General features: G+C 53.4%; 11 protein-coding genes. 8 read left to right on the top strand and 3 right to left on the bottom strand.

Annotated elements, in window-relative coordinates:
* The first annotated feature begins 16 nt into the window (after nt 1-16).
* The 3 genes from AC0J4F_RS19690 (at nt 17) to AC0J4F_RS19680 (ending at nt 2,646) form a co-directional block, all read left to right on the top strand.
* On the top strand, nt 17-856 hold the full coding sequence (locus AC0J4F_RS19690; RefSeq protein ID WP_473024414.1) for a substrate-binding periplasmic protein: 840 nt from the start codon (nt 17-19) through the stop codon (nt 854-856).
* Between the two features lie 29 nt (nt 857-885).
* A complete protein-coding gene (locus tag AC0J4F_RS19685) occupies nt 886-1,641 on the top strand; it encodes a sulfite exporter TauE/SafE family protein (RefSeq protein ID WP_473024413.1) in 756 nt (251 codons plus the stop codon).
* Between the two features lie 150 nt (nt 1,642-1,791).
* Nucleotides 1,792-2,646, top strand: a complete 855-nt coding sequence (locus AC0J4F_RS19680) for a substrate-binding periplasmic protein (protein ID WP_473024412.1) — start codon at nt 1,792-1,794, stop codon at nt 2,644-2,646.
* Between the two features lie 73 nt (nt 2,647-2,719).
* Here the strand turns inward: AC0J4F_RS19680 and AC0J4F_RS19675 are convergent, their stop codons facing one another.
* Nucleotides 2,720-3,754 (bottom strand): GlxA family transcriptional regulator, encoded by a 1,035-nt coding sequence (locus tag AC0J4F_RS19675; protein ID WP_209173553.1) that lies wholly within the window; start codon nt 3,752-3,754, stop codon nt 2,720-2,722.
* A gap of 459 nt (nt 3,755-4,213) precedes the next feature.
* Between AC0J4F_RS19675 and AC0J4F_RS19670 the strand changes: the two genes are divergently transcribed.
* The 5 genes from AC0J4F_RS19670 (at nt 4,214) to AC0J4F_RS19650 (ending at nt 9,748) form a co-directional block, all read left to right on the top strand.
* Complete coding sequence (locus AC0J4F_RS19670) at nt 4,214-5,026, top strand: ferredoxin--NADP reductase (protein WP_473024411.1); 813 nt, start codon at nt 4,214-4,216, stop codon at nt 5,024-5,026.
* A 261-nt stretch (nt 5,027-5,287) separates the two neighbouring features.
* Nucleotides 5,288-7,120, top strand: coding sequence for an N-acetylneuraminate synthase family protein (locus AC0J4F_RS19665; protein ID WP_473024410.1), 1,833 nt, complete (start codon nt 5,288-5,290; stop codon nt 7,118-7,120).
* Nucleotides 7,105-8,136, top strand: a complete 1,032-nt coding sequence (locus tag AC0J4F_RS19660; protein WP_133950457.1) for a GDP-mannose 4,6-dehydratase — start codon at nt 7,105-7,107, stop codon at nt 8,134-8,136. The genes AC0J4F_RS19665 and AC0J4F_RS19660 overlap by 16 nt, the downstream gene beginning before the upstream one ends.
* Before the next feature lie 21 nt (nt 8,137-8,157).
* Nucleotides 8,158-8,847 carry an acylneuraminate cytidylyltransferase family protein gene (locus AC0J4F_RS19655; protein ID WP_133950455.1) on the top strand — a complete coding sequence of 230 codons (690 nt, stop codon included), beginning with the start codon at nt 8,158-8,160 and terminating at the stop codon, nt 8,845-8,847.
* A 22-nt stretch (nt 8,848-8,869) separates the two neighbouring features.
* Nucleotides 8,870-9,748, top strand: a complete 879-nt coding sequence (locus tag AC0J4F_RS19650; RefSeq protein ID WP_209002456.1) for a methyltransferase domain-containing protein — start codon at nt 8,870-8,872, stop codon at nt 9,746-9,748.
* Nucleotides 9,749-9,756: 8 nt separating this feature from the next.
* On the opposite strand, the gene AC0J4F_RS19645 is transcribed toward AC0J4F_RS19650, so the two are convergent.
* Nucleotides 9,757-11,610, bottom strand: coding sequence for a tetratricopeptide repeat protein (locus AC0J4F_RS19645; protein WP_473024409.1), 1,854 nt, complete (start codon nt 11,608-11,610; stop codon nt 9,757-9,759).
* A 329-nt stretch (nt 11,611-11,939) separates the two neighbouring features.
* On the bottom strand, nt 11,940-12,614 hold the full coding sequence (gph, locus tag AC0J4F_RS19640; protein ID WP_166672749.1) for a phosphoglycolate phosphatase: 675 nt from the start codon (nt 12,612-12,614) through the stop codon (nt 11,940-11,942).
* Between the last annotated feature and the right edge of the window lie 6 nt (nt 12,615-12,620).

The following is a 12,620-nucleotide window of genomic DNA, read 5'->3' as shown; positions in this document are numbered from 1 at the left end:
GGAGTGTGCAATTAAAATGGGGCAAAGTATTAAGCCACGCAAGCGCGGGGGGCTTTTCGCATTTCTTGTTGCGTATAGTGTTGTTCTCTTCGCTGGCGGCCCTGCATATGCAAGTTGCGACGTTCTGAAGGTGAATGGCGCCAATGAATGGCGGCCCTTTTCCTGGAGGACACCCAACCTTGGCGAAATGAAAGGCATATTCCCGGCAATAACGCATTCCGTTTCCGAGCAGGCACCTGTCAGGAGCGAATATGGGCCGGACCTGCCATGGAACCGGCTGTTTGCGCTTTTGGAGCACGGAAGTATTGATGTTCTCGCGGGAGCCTATCTGTCAGAGGAGCGTCTTAAAAAATTTGAACTTAGCAACCCTGTTCACGAAGATGAGGTGACTGTCTTTATCCGGACGGGCATGAAGAAGAAACCTCGCGATCTGAATAGCCTCATAGGATTGCGCGGACGCGCGCCTTACGGGGTACATCTTGGCGAAGACAACAACAAATTCGCTGCTGATAACCTTATTATTGACAGCCAGTCGCTTGACGACATCGCCGCCGATCTGGAGATGCTGAAAGATGGCAGGTTCGATTATATCATGATGTCCCGCAGCTATGGGAAGAAAGCGGTGTCCACGTTTGGGTTCGACGGGCAGATCCAGGATGTTCCGTGGACAGCGGCGCGCCGTTCAGTGCATTTTATGTTTTCACGCAAATCACCCTGTGTTGATCTGCTCCCGAAGTTCAATGCGGTCATTGAAGAGCAGCTGCAGGCCGGTATCTTGGACGCGTATCAAGCCGGGTTTGAAACTGCAGGCGGGTACAAAAGCGCTGCGCCTCCGGCGGAAACCGTAGCAGAATGATCATCCGAAAGAGGGCCGGTCGCCAATAGATGAACAGCCCTGAACTTTATCTGATCGCAGCGGCCGTTTTTGTTCTGGCGGGGATTGTTAAGGGAACCGTTGGAATGGGGCTGCCGGCAATCAGCCTCGGTTTGATGACTGTGTTCGTCGGGGTTGAGGCGGCCATTGTCCTGATCCTGTGGCCCACTTTCCTGACCAACCTCTGGCAAGCGGTCTACGGGGGGCACCTGAAGGCACTGATCAGCCGGCTATGGCCGTTTCTCGCTGCGGCCTCTGCAACGCTGATGCTTGGAACTTTCATTCTGACAAAGGCTCCACAGGGTGTGCCGGATTTGATCCTGGGTGCCTTGATGATTGCTTATGCAGTGCCAATGCTCGCAGGTCTTCGCTTGCACATCCCGTTGGAATGGGAACGGTCCGTTGGTGTGTTTCTTGGGGCGTTGAACGGGATTTTTTCCGGGTTGACGGGGGCTTATACAGTCCCGGGAGTGATGTATCTTCAGGCTTTGGGCCTTGATCGCGACGAATTGGTACAGGCCATGGGGCTGTTGTTCTTGTCTGCAACGGTCATGCTGGCGCTCGCGCTGGGCGGCTTCGGCCTTCTCGAATTTGAGGGAGCGGTGCAGTCTCTGCTCCTGACTGTTCCAGCCCTTACCGGTGTATTTATAGGTCAGCGCTTGCGGGGGCGTTTGTCCGATGCTGGGTTCCGGCGCGCGTTCCTTGGCGCAATTCTATGCCTCGGGCTCTATTTGGTGCCTCTGGGCCTCTGGCGCATAACGGGTTGATCTCCCTGTCTCTACGTTAATGCAACCCGCTTGTTTTCAGAAGTTGTGTTTTGTGTTTTTTAGGAATGCATGCGCAGACTGTCTGAGTGTCACCAGAGATGCTTGGCGCTCTGGTTTTTAGAAGGCCGATAGGATCGAGGAACGGTATCTATGGTTCGATACCCCGGGTACATGTGTCCTAAATGTAATACTTCTCTTATATCCCGGCGTGGGTTTACTCGCCTGCTGGGAGTGCTGCTGGCGGCGTTGCTGATGTCTGCTGGCGGAGCAGGTATGGCCCAAGCTGCGGAACGCTGCGACAGAATCCGTGTGAATGGGACAGTGGATTGGTATCCGGTCATCATGCGACCTAGCGACACGGGCTTGGCGTCTGGAGTGCTGCCGGCAACAATGATCGAACTCGGGCGTCGCGTCGGGATCGATGTCGTCTTCCAACCTATAACGCCTTTCAAGCGGCAAATTGTTCAACTGGAAAACGGCAGTCTCGATGCTGTTCTCGGTGCATACTGGACAAAAGAGCGCGCAGAAAAATTCCGGTACTCTTCCAGTGTGTTAGATGACGAAGTTGCTATTTTTGTTTTGAAGGGCAAGGAGTTTCCCTTATCGAAGTGGTCCGATCTGGTGGGCCGGTTGGGCATCAGGCCGTTTGGCGGATCTTATGGCGAAGAATTCGACCAATATGCGCATGAACATCTCGCGATGCAGGAAATTGCTCCCGTTCCAACGGATTTTAGACGTGATATGCTTGCGATGCTGCTGAACGAAAACGCGGATTATGCCGTCCTCGGCCGATTTCACGGGTTGAAAATCATTGAGGAGGGTGAGGGGGCGGATCAGCTAATCGATCTGGAGTGGCCGGTTGTCTCCAATGGCGTGCATATTCTGTTCTCTCGGACATCGCCCTGTGCGCACCTTTTCGACCGCTTCGAAGAACAGCTTCAAAAGATTCGGGCCGAAGGATGGATCGAGACTGTCCTGGCAGACTACCGAAGGCCTGGACAATAAAGACCATCCCACTGGTTATAAATAGAAACGCCGCCCCAGTCGGAGCGGCGTTTGCAAGTTGGAATGGCCGTACTTACTTCGCGACAAGACGCATGGGGGTCGCCGTGCCAACATTCGATGTTGGTTTGGTATTGGCCCATTGATAGGACTGACGCTCTTCTGTCGGGGTGCACAAGAAGCGCTCCCGGTAGCACTTTGTGAAATGCGATGTGGATGCAAAGCCACAGGCAAGTGCGACGTCCAGAACCGGACGGCTCGTGCGCCGCAACAGATCGCGCGCGGTCTCAAGACGCAAACGCAGATAATACTGACCTGGCGTGCAGTTGAAGTGCCGGCGGAACAACCGTTCCAGCTGACGCGGAGACAGGTTCACCGTCATGGCAAGCTGCTGGCAGCTGAGCGGGTCTTCAATATGCAGATCCATAATCCGGATCGCATCGAGGATCTTGGCGTTGGAAATCCCGGTCCGGGCTTCAATGTCGTGGCGCTGGGCGGATTCGCCAGACCGCATGTTCTGATAGAGCGCAACTTCGGCCACTTCGTGCGCGAGGTAGGCGCCATGCTGAATAGCGATAAGCCGCAACATCATGTCCAAAGAGGCCATTCCGCCAGCGCAGGTGATGCAGTTGCGGTCAATCGAGAAGATATCTGATGTCACTTCAACGTCCGGGAATTCTTCGCGCAAGGAGCGGAGGTTTTCCCAGTGGATGGTGCAGCGGCGGCCATCGAGAAGATTGTAACGGGCCAGCAAATAGGCGCCGGTACAGATGGCACCGAATGTCCGGCCAAGGGCATTGAGACGGCGCAGTTTATTGCCGAGTTCCGGATCAAGAGGCAAGCGCTCGACATCGACGCCAGTACACAAAAGTGTAATGTCCGCATCGCCAAGGTCGCGAATAGATTTTTTTACGGAAATTTCGCACCCGTTGCTCGCCACCACGGGATTACCGTCAAGGGAATAAGTTTCCCAAACGTAATAGTCCCTGCCAAGCATCCGATTTGCTATGCGAAGTGGCTCGATGACACTCGCGAATGCATTCATGGAGAAACGCTCCATGATCACGAATGCTATTTTTTGACAGCTGTCGTCGTGCGCGCGTCCGGACATTTACTTTGCCTCATTGGAAGGTATTATTGAAGCTTATCTTTTGATTGCAGTAAGTTGTTGGTTTTTGACTTGGCTGTCAAATAAAATCCGACGTGAAGTCGAATGTTCGTGATTTTGTCGTAAACCATCCACGGGTAATGCTTGAGGTTTGATCGCATTGATCAATTTCTGGCCGTCACCTGCCCAGAAGCTGAGCGGCAATACAAGATTGGTCTTGTCGTGTGTCAGTAGTGGACATGTTGCGCTGCGGTATTGCTTTGACGGTCAGACTGGGAAGGTCGCTGTTCCCAAGCCCGCCGGGCATTGCCGACGCCAGCGGATAAACCGCATTACACCGCTTTTTTGGATGTTTTTTTTGCCGAAAGCGCATTTCGTGGTCCCATGTTGCTTCAAGTCAAGGTGCACTTGGTGGTACACGGGCTTTAATTGCATGTGCCAAGACCCACGGATCGATCAAATATGAACGTACTTGCCAAACCCGCAGATCTCGCAGACGCCGCCCCAGCCGGTGTTTTCGTGGAAGAGGTCAAGACTGTCCAGCACTACACCGACCGGCTGTTCCGCTTCCGGATGACCCGGCCGTCCAGCTTCCGGTTCCGTTCCGGCGAGTTTGTCATGATCGGTCTGATGATCGATGGCAAACCGCTTTACCGCGCCTACTCGATCGCAAGCCCGGCCTGGGATGAAGAGCTTGAGTTCTTTTCCATTAAGGTGCCGGACGGGCCCCTGACATCTCATCTTCAAAAGATCCAGCCGGGTGATGCGGTTCTGATGAAAAAGAAACCAACGGGCACATTGGTCAACGATGCACTCGTTCCGGGCAAACGGGTCTATATGTTCTCAACGGGTACAGGGATCGCGCCGTTCGCCAGCCTGATCCGGGATCCGGACACCTATGAGAAGTTCGATCAGGTGATCCTGACCCACACATGCCGGGAAGTGGCTGAGCTGAAGTATGGTGAGGACCTTGTTCAGGAAACACTCAATGATCCGCTGATCGGTGAGTTCGCGAAAGACAAGCTGATTCACTACACCTCGGTTACCCGGGAAGACTTCCCGCGCAAGGGCCGGATCACCGACCTGATCCAGTCAGGCAAGTTGTTTGAACACCTCGGCGTTACGCCGCTTGATCCGGCGATTGACCGCGGCATGATCTGCGGCTCCATGGACATGTTGCGCGACACCAAGGCGTTGCTGGAAGAAGCTGGCCTCACCGAAGGCGCCAACAACAAGCCGGCAGAATTCGTCGTCGAACGCGCATTCGTCGGCTAACGGACGTCTCCATTGACTGAGAATCACAAAGGCCGGGGCGACCCGGCCTTTTTTCTGCGCGGGGCATTCAGTTCGCCTGCATGCTATAACACCGTCAATTATCCTCAATACCATTTCAAATACAGAGTTAAGCTGTGGACGGCAGTGCCAACGCAAAGCCGGTTAATATCCACAGCGTGATGCATGCAATAACCTTGGCGCAAGCTTCACGGGTTTTCAGTAGGCGCACAAACAATCAATTCCGAGTCGGGATAGGGACGGATGAAGATTATTGCCGAACTCGGCATCAACCATCGCGGGTCATCACAGGTCGCAGAACAGCTTATTGATGTTGCCGCTTCCGCAGGCGCTTGGGGTGTGAAATTCCAGTATCGCGGTCAGGCCGGATTCTACCAGGCCGTGAGCGAGATTGGCGATGAGATCCTGAGCAAAGAAATCGATGAAAGTTACATACCGCCTGAAGACATCCTGGCGCTTGCCCAATACATCAAGAACAAAGGGATGGCTGCGGGCATCAGTTTCTTCAAATTTGAAGATGCCGATGATTTCGGGGATCAGCTGAATACGTTTGACTTTTTTAAGGTGCCGTCAGCGGAACTCATGAACAGCGATCTTGTGAGTTCAATGGCGTCGCTCGGCAAGCCCTTGATCTTGAGCACCGGTGGGCACACCGAAGAGGATATCTTCCGCGCCATAGACACGACCCGTCATGTGCCTGGTGTTTGCTATCTCCACTGCATTTCGAACTATCCGGTTCTGCTCGGAAACCAGCAGATGAAGTTCATTGAAACGCTGAAGCAAAAGACCGATGCGGAAATCGGATATTCAAGCCACGATCAAGACTGGGAAGTCTGCCTTGTTGCCGCGGGGAACGGCGCGACGGTGTTTGAACGCCATTTGACGATGGACAAGAACGGCAAGGGCATTGATGACAGTTCATCTTCTGACCCGTCGGAGTTCATCCGCATGTGCCAGCTTTTGAATGCTTATTCCACGGTCCAAGGGTCTGGAAAGCGCGAGATCAATCAAGGTGAACGCATAAACATGCAGAACCTTGGATCATCATTGTATGCCAACCGCGCAATTGAAGCAGGCGAGACACTGAGCGTGGCCAATGTCGTTGTTAAAGCACCCCGGAAAGGACTGACCTGGGCTGAAATAAAAAAACGCCAGCTTACAAACATCCGGCGGCCAGTGGCTGAGGGTGTAGCCATTTCAGAGCTGCATTTCACCGAACCGAAACCGCCGCTTGAGCCCGAATTGGTTGGATTCTGCGACGAGAAGCAACTGTCCATACCAATTCGCTTGCACGATGCTGCCGTGCTCCAATCGCGGTTTCCAATCAAAAACAATGAACTTCATTTGTCCTACGAAGAAGTTGCAAGGTTTGGCGCATCTATGGATGACGGGTTGGCTGGTTTGGATCTGAACCGCCATTACTCAATCCACATTCCGGATTACATTGACAGCAAAACTCTGATCGACCCACTGGCTGCGGATGCCGACACCCAAAGCCGCAGCCTGAAAGTAATCGAAATCTGTGTTGATTTGGCCTTGGAGCTTGAGCAACGCACAGGCGCCAGTGTTCCGATCGTTGGCAGCTTTTCCCGGGTCCTTCCGGAGGGCAAGGCCGCGACATATGATCAGTTGCATGCATCTCTTCTCAAGGCTGGCCGTGATCGTGGAGCTCCGATTTTTCCGCAGTGGCTCCCTCGGATTGCTTGGTATTTCGGCGGTGCTGAGGTCCTCGACATGTTCTGCGGTGAGGATGACATCGATATCATCACGTCTATCGGCATGGAGGTTTGTCTGGATCTGTCTCACCTGATCCTGTCCGCGAATTACTCGAAGGCGGATTGGGGCAATTGGTGCTCAAGGCTTCTGCCACTCTCCAGGCACATCCACATTGCCGATGCGGTGGGAATTGATGGCGAGGGCATTGAATTTGGCGAAGGGGACCTCGGAGACCCAACGCAATATATTAACGGACCAGGCCGCAAAGTCCTGGAAGTCTGGCAGGGACATCTGTCAGAGGGAGATGGTTTTGACAAGGCCATCCGGCAGTTAGGAGAAAAAAAATGGCTAAGGTGCTGATTACCGGGATTTCCGGTCAGGATGGAGCATTTCTGGCGCGTGGCCTTCTTGAAAAAGGGCATGAAGTCTATGGAGCAATGCGCCGGGGCAGCACATCCAAGACCGGCCGTCTGAACGAACTCGGCATCCGGGACAAGATCAAGTACTGCACTTTGGAAGTGACCGAATTTGCCAATGTTCAGAATGTTTTGAACGAGATCAGGCCGGATCAGATCTATAATCTTGCCGCGCAAAGTTTCGTAGCCGACAGTTTCCAGTTTCCGCACTACACCTCTGACGTGAACTATATGGGTGTGCTGAACATCCTTGAAGCCATGCGTATCTTGAAGCTGGATACAAAACTCTATCAGGCCTCCACGTCTGAGATGTACGGCGACGTTCTGGAGAAACCGCAGACGGAAAAAACGCCATTCAATCCGCTCAGTCCCTACGCTGTTTCCAAACTGGGGGCGCATTCTCTGGTAGTCAACTATAGGCAAGCGTATGATATGTTTGCAACCTCGGGGATCTTGTTCAACCATGAATCCGAACTGCGGGGGCTGGAGTTTGTCACCCGGAAGATCACAAGCTGGCTGGCGGAAATCAAACTCCAGGGCAAAGACGCATTGCCGCTCGGAAACTTGAGCAGTGTGCGCGATTGGGGATATGCGCCCGAGTACACGGACATGATGATCAAGATGCTGGAGCATGACCAGCCAGACGATTTCGTGATCTCGACCAACACGGAATACACGGTGCGTGACTTCCTCTTTATGGCTGCGCAGGAGGTTGGCTTTGATCTTCATTCGGAAGGCGAGGGCCTGGAAGAAAAGTGCTACGACCGGAAGACGGGCAAGTTGATTGCCTATGTCGATCCCCGATACTTCCGGGCATCCGACGTGGTGTATCTGCGCGGTGACAATGCCAAGGCGCAGGAAATGCTTGGATGGAAACCGGAGATCTTGGCCCCCGAGATCGCGCGCCGGATGGCCATTTACGATCTGAAGAAAGCGGCACTCAACACGCCAGGCCTTTGAAGTAAATCTGGAGGTCTAAGCATGGAAAGGGTCGCAGCGGTCATCCCTGCGCGGGGTGGGTCCAAGGGTATACCGGGAAAGAACATCAGGCCTTTCCTTGGGATCCCGTTGGTCGCTCACGCAATCAAAGCTGCGCTGTGTGCAAAAACGATCTCTGATGTCCTCGTCTCAAGCGACGATGAAACAATCCTAAGCGTTGCGCGTGAGTATGGAGCTGCAACCTTGAAGCGACCGGCAGATATCTCGGGGGATGAAGCCTCTTCTGAAAGCGCTGTCCTGCATGCAATCTCAGAAAACGATGCATGCCAAGCGGCGGACACGGTTGTTTTTCTGCAGTGTACTTCGCCACTAACGACATCTGAGGAGATCGATCAGGTCGTGACGGCTCGTGCGGAATTGGACGCGGATACGGCATTTTCTGTTGTCGAAGTGCACGCTTTTCTGTGGCTGATCGAGGCCGACGGTACGGGGAGGGGGATCAATCATGATGCCAGCAAACCGCGTCAGCGCCGTCAGGACCGTCCAAAAGAGTTTAGGGAAACAGGTGCAATATACGCACTTCGCAAGGATGCCTTTGTGTCCGCAGGTGTGAGGTTCTTCGGGCGCAGCGTCCCTGTCGTTCTGCCAGATGCGGTCGAGATTGATCTGGATACCCCACGGGATTGGTTGGCACTGGAAGCATATGCAAGGGCTACAGGACACCAGTCCTGAACGGAATGCTGAGGAACAGCTGATGGCAAGCATTTATGACACGCTGGCAGAACTGGGCGTCGCCAGTAAGGAGACGCAGGAGGTCTTTGCGACGCGTACCCGCGATCGTGAGGATGTCACCGTTTATCGCGACCAGCTTTCAGGGGTGATCTATATTGACGGGTATTACGGGGGCGATGAAGTCTATCAAGAGGGTGACTACCGGCAAGCAAATGAGGCTTTGATAGGCAAACGGGACTATGAAGTCACGGTAGATGCATCGCGGCGTGTTGAGGCCTACCGCCCCTTCGTGACTGGCAAGCACATCGTCGAATTTGGCTGTGGTGACGGCGCCTTTCTCCATTCTGTGTGCAATGAAGCTCAGAGCTGCTGCGGTGTGGAATTGCAAGAGGATTATGTCACGGCTCTAAATGCTGCCGGGATATTGTGCCACAAGTCCTTGTCAGCTTTGCCGGACGGTTCAATGGACAGTGTCCTGAGTTTTCATGTCCTGGAACATCTTCCCGAGCCCGCTCCCATTCTGCACGAGCTGTACCGTGTCTTGAAACCAGGCGGCGTGATGGTCGCTGAGGTTCCGCACGCCGGGGATGTTCTGCTAAACCAACTGAATTGCGATGAGTTTAAAGAATTCACTTTGTGGAGCCAGCATCTGGTGCTTCATACCCGTGACAGCTTGAGACGGCTGTTGGCGGCTTCGGGGTTCGCCGAGATCGTTATTGAAGGTGTTCAGAGGTATCCGCTGTCCAATCATTTGGGCTGGCTGTCCAGAGGGCGCCCCGGTGGGCACAAATCCACACTCGCGGCAATGGATACATCAGACCTTAGAAATTCCTATGAAGCGGCTCTTAACCGGATCGACGCCACCGATACCTTGGTCGCGATTGTGCGGAAACCCGCTTAAGCGCGGATCTAAAGTCCGAGGCGCTTGTTGCGTCGCTCCGGCGTCCAGTTTTCCAGCTGGCGGTCCATTTCCTTGATGATTTCCGGCACAAACTCCACACACGCCTTGTCCGTGTATGGATGCATGTAGGTCATCGAAGGATACCAAGGCGGATTTTTTTGACCCAGCAGAAGCGGAGGCTCCTGTTGGCCAAAACGGATTGCTGGCACGTCAAGAATGCCGGCCATATCCGCGACACTGGTATTCGCCGATACAACGAAATCACAGGCAGCTGTTAGTGCTGCAGCCCCCAGCAGATCATCAAACAAATCGACGTCATCGAAGTTATGGAAATGGTCTCCGGCTTGGTCTTTCAGATAATTGAGTTCTTTATCCAACGCCGCGTATTGGAGGTTCACGAAAATCGCATCTCTGGATTTCAATATGGGCGTGACTCCGGGCGCAGAAAGATAATACCGCGCTCTGTTCACGGCGAGGTTTTTGGAACGCCAAGAAAAGCCGATGACGGGTTTGTCTTGATAGCCCTTCAAACGCTTCAAATATTCGACTGCCCTATCCCTCTCGAACGAATAGACGGGGCAAGGGGCGGTCTTGAACGACTCAAGCGTCGGTCTGAAATGCTTTACGAGCTCTCCAATATTAACGTGCAGATCGTAATCAAAGGAGGTTTGAAAATTGTTTTCATCCATTCGTGCCAATCGGGACACGGCTTCTGGAAAACAATACTGCGTATATTTGGCGCCTTTCTCCGAGAGTTCGATAATTACCTTTCCAGCCAATTCGATTAACTCAGGCAACATAGTGCCTGCTTTCAGAGCGTCTCCGAGTCCCTGATCAGCCCAGACGAGTATCGTCTTGTCTGAAATGTCTTCGCCTTTCCATTCTGGGACCTCGAATGTTCGCCGCAGGATTTGGGCTGAAGGATCTTCAAATCGCGCAGTATGAAGTTCCCAGCCGTTCTTAAGGTCACCGTTCGCGAGATAGGCTAGTGCCAGGTTCCAATCCACAGTTCGATTATTTGGCGGCGCATGCTTTTTGGCCTTTTTCATGACCTGAAGTGCTTCTTTGTGATCACCGTGCATAAGCAAATTCACGCCATGCGTTACACATTTGTGGTAATCTGAAGGGTCAGCTTCGTGCGCCTGTTTTGAGTAGAAGACCGCAAGATTTGACTCGTTCATGGAGAACAAAAGGCGCGCCGCTTCATGTTTTACGTCGGCGTTTTCGGGGAACCGCTCAAGGGCCTCGGTTAGTTCGTACTGGCTTGGCTCGTATTGCTTGAGTTTGAGACGAGCGCGTGCTCTGAGCAAATAGTTTTCCGGATTGTCGGGCTCCAGCATTACCGCCTTGATAAAGAAGTTAACCGCGTGATTGGCGCGATTGGCATCCATCAATAGCGTTCCGAAATTACGATAGGCGTCCTTGTTGTCCGGGTCTTCAACGATGAGGCTCTGAAAGATCATCTCAGCCTCTTCGAATTCCTTCTTTTGAGTAAGAGCAATGCCCTTGATGTTCAGTGCCTCACGTTCACGCGGGTTTAGTGACAGGGCCTTGTTGCAGACTGCTAGTAGACTGTCGGGATCGGTCCCCAAATCGAGCATGGTTCGCGCCAGGTTCGCATAAAAGGGCGACTGGTTCGGATCGATGGTGATTGCTTTTTTGATGTACTCAAGCGCGCGTTTCGGATAGCCGAGTTGGCGGTATGTCACCCCGAGAAGGTGGACAGCATCTGCGTTGTTCGGAGCTTTTTTGACCGCTTGTTTGTAGATGCGCTGCGCTTTTTCGAACTCGCTGGCCTGTTGGAGAGCGATGCCCTTCAGCAATCTGTCTCGAATGGTATTCGGCGCTGTTTGCGTTGCCATCGTTTTCAGCCTTATCGGGAATCAGTCGTGCAAGATTAGCAGGCTGTGCAAATTGTGACAGTTGCGCTGATGAAACTGGTCAATTCCCTTGGGGATTGCCGCGGTTCAGAGGCGGGAGCGGGCAGCTAGTTGATGAAGTTGGCAAGAGTAGAAAGCGAAGTCAGGCGAATAGAGCCTCAGTGTGGTTGGAGATGCTAGGATTCAACCAGTGCCCCTTCCATGCGAAAGAAGTGCTCTCACGCCGAGCTAGTCGCCCTCAGTAATGAATGCACACGAGCCTAATCTGGCGACTTACGGGAAGGCAGAAGCTGTATCGTCCTTTCCGGGCATTATCCCTGATGCTTGGTTCGAAGGTCGGCGACTGCATCCGCAAGTTCGTCAAAATGGGAAATGATGCGATCCGGACCAAGTTCACTAACCGGTACAGGCGTATATCCAAAATCAACGGCCACAACGGGAATGCCCGCGGCGCGGGCAGCTTTGATGTCGGTTACACTGTCGCCGATCATGATTGAGCCCTCCGGGGTGCCGCCAGCGCGCTTTATGGCACCCAGGACCGGTTCTGCATGGGGCTTGGAAACGGCGAAGGTATCGCCTCCGACCACCGCATCGAAGTGATCTGTCATATTGAGCGCGGCAAGCAAGGGCAGGGTGAGGCGCTCGGTCTTGTTGGTGCAAACCGCCAGCTTCCAGCCATCGGCACGGAAACGGTCTAGTGTTGGAACAACACCATCGAACGGCCGTGTGTGAACAGCGATGTTGGCAGCGTAGTACTCCAGGAAGTCTTCATAAAGCGGTGTGATTGTCTCGTCCGACCAGGCAATTTCAAGATAGTCCAAACCGCGCTGCAAAAGCACCTTGGCTCCCATACCAACCATGTTGGCGACCTTGTCCTGAGGAACAGTCCCATGTCCCGCCTTGTCCAGAACCGCATTCAAGGTCGCAACAAGATCTTCCATGGAAGACACGAGTGTGCCGTCCAGATCGAACACAAGTACAGACATGAAACC

The organism is Roseibium sp. R5, from assembly GCF_055755305.1.
The sequence above is the reverse complement of the archived record's forward strand: the minus strand, read 5'-3'. Positions and strand labels throughout refer to the sequence as shown.

Excerpts from the sequence above, each read along its gene's own strand:
- AC0J4F_RS19690 (WP_473024414.1), top strand. The coding sequence starts at position 17 with ATGGGGCAAAGTATTAAGCCACGCAAGCGCGGGGGGCTTTTCGCATTT.
- AC0J4F_RS19685 (WP_473024413.1), top strand. The coding sequence starts at position 886 with ATGAACAGCCCTGAACTTTATCTGATCGCAGCGGCCGTTTTTGTTCTG.
- AC0J4F_RS19680 (WP_473024412.1), top strand. The coding sequence starts at position 1,792 with ATGGTTCGATACCCCGGGTACATGTGTCCTAAATGTAATACTTCTCTT.
- AC0J4F_RS19675 (WP_209173553.1), bottom strand. The coding sequence starts at position 3,754 with ATGTCCGGACGCGCGCACGACGACAGCTGTCAAAAAATAGCATTCGTG.
- AC0J4F_RS19670 (WP_473024411.1), top strand. The coding sequence starts at position 4,214 with ATGAACGTACTTGCCAAACCCGCAGATCTCGCAGACGCCGCCCCAGCC.
- AC0J4F_RS19665 (WP_473024410.1), top strand. The coding sequence starts at position 5,288 with ATGAAGATTATTGCCGAACTCGGCATCAACCATCGCGGGTCATCACAG.
- AC0J4F_RS19660 (WP_133950457.1), top strand. The coding sequence starts at position 7,105 with ATGGCTAAGGTGCTGATTACCGGGATTTCCGGTCAGGATGGAGCATTT.
- AC0J4F_RS19655 (WP_133950455.1), top strand. The coding sequence starts at position 8,158 with ATGGAAAGGGTCGCAGCGGTCATCCCTGCGCGGGGTGGGTCCAAGGGT.
- AC0J4F_RS19650 (WP_209002456.1), top strand. The coding sequence starts at position 8,870 with ATGGCAAGCATTTATGACACGCTGGCAGAACTGGGCGTCGCCAGTAAG.
- AC0J4F_RS19645 (WP_473024409.1), bottom strand. The coding sequence starts at position 11,610 with ATGGCAACGCAAACAGCGCCGAATACCATTCGAGACAGATTGCTGAAG.
- gph (WP_166672749.1), bottom strand. The coding sequence starts at position 12,614 with ATGTCTGTACTTGTGTTCGATCTGGACGGCACACTCGTGTCTTCCATG.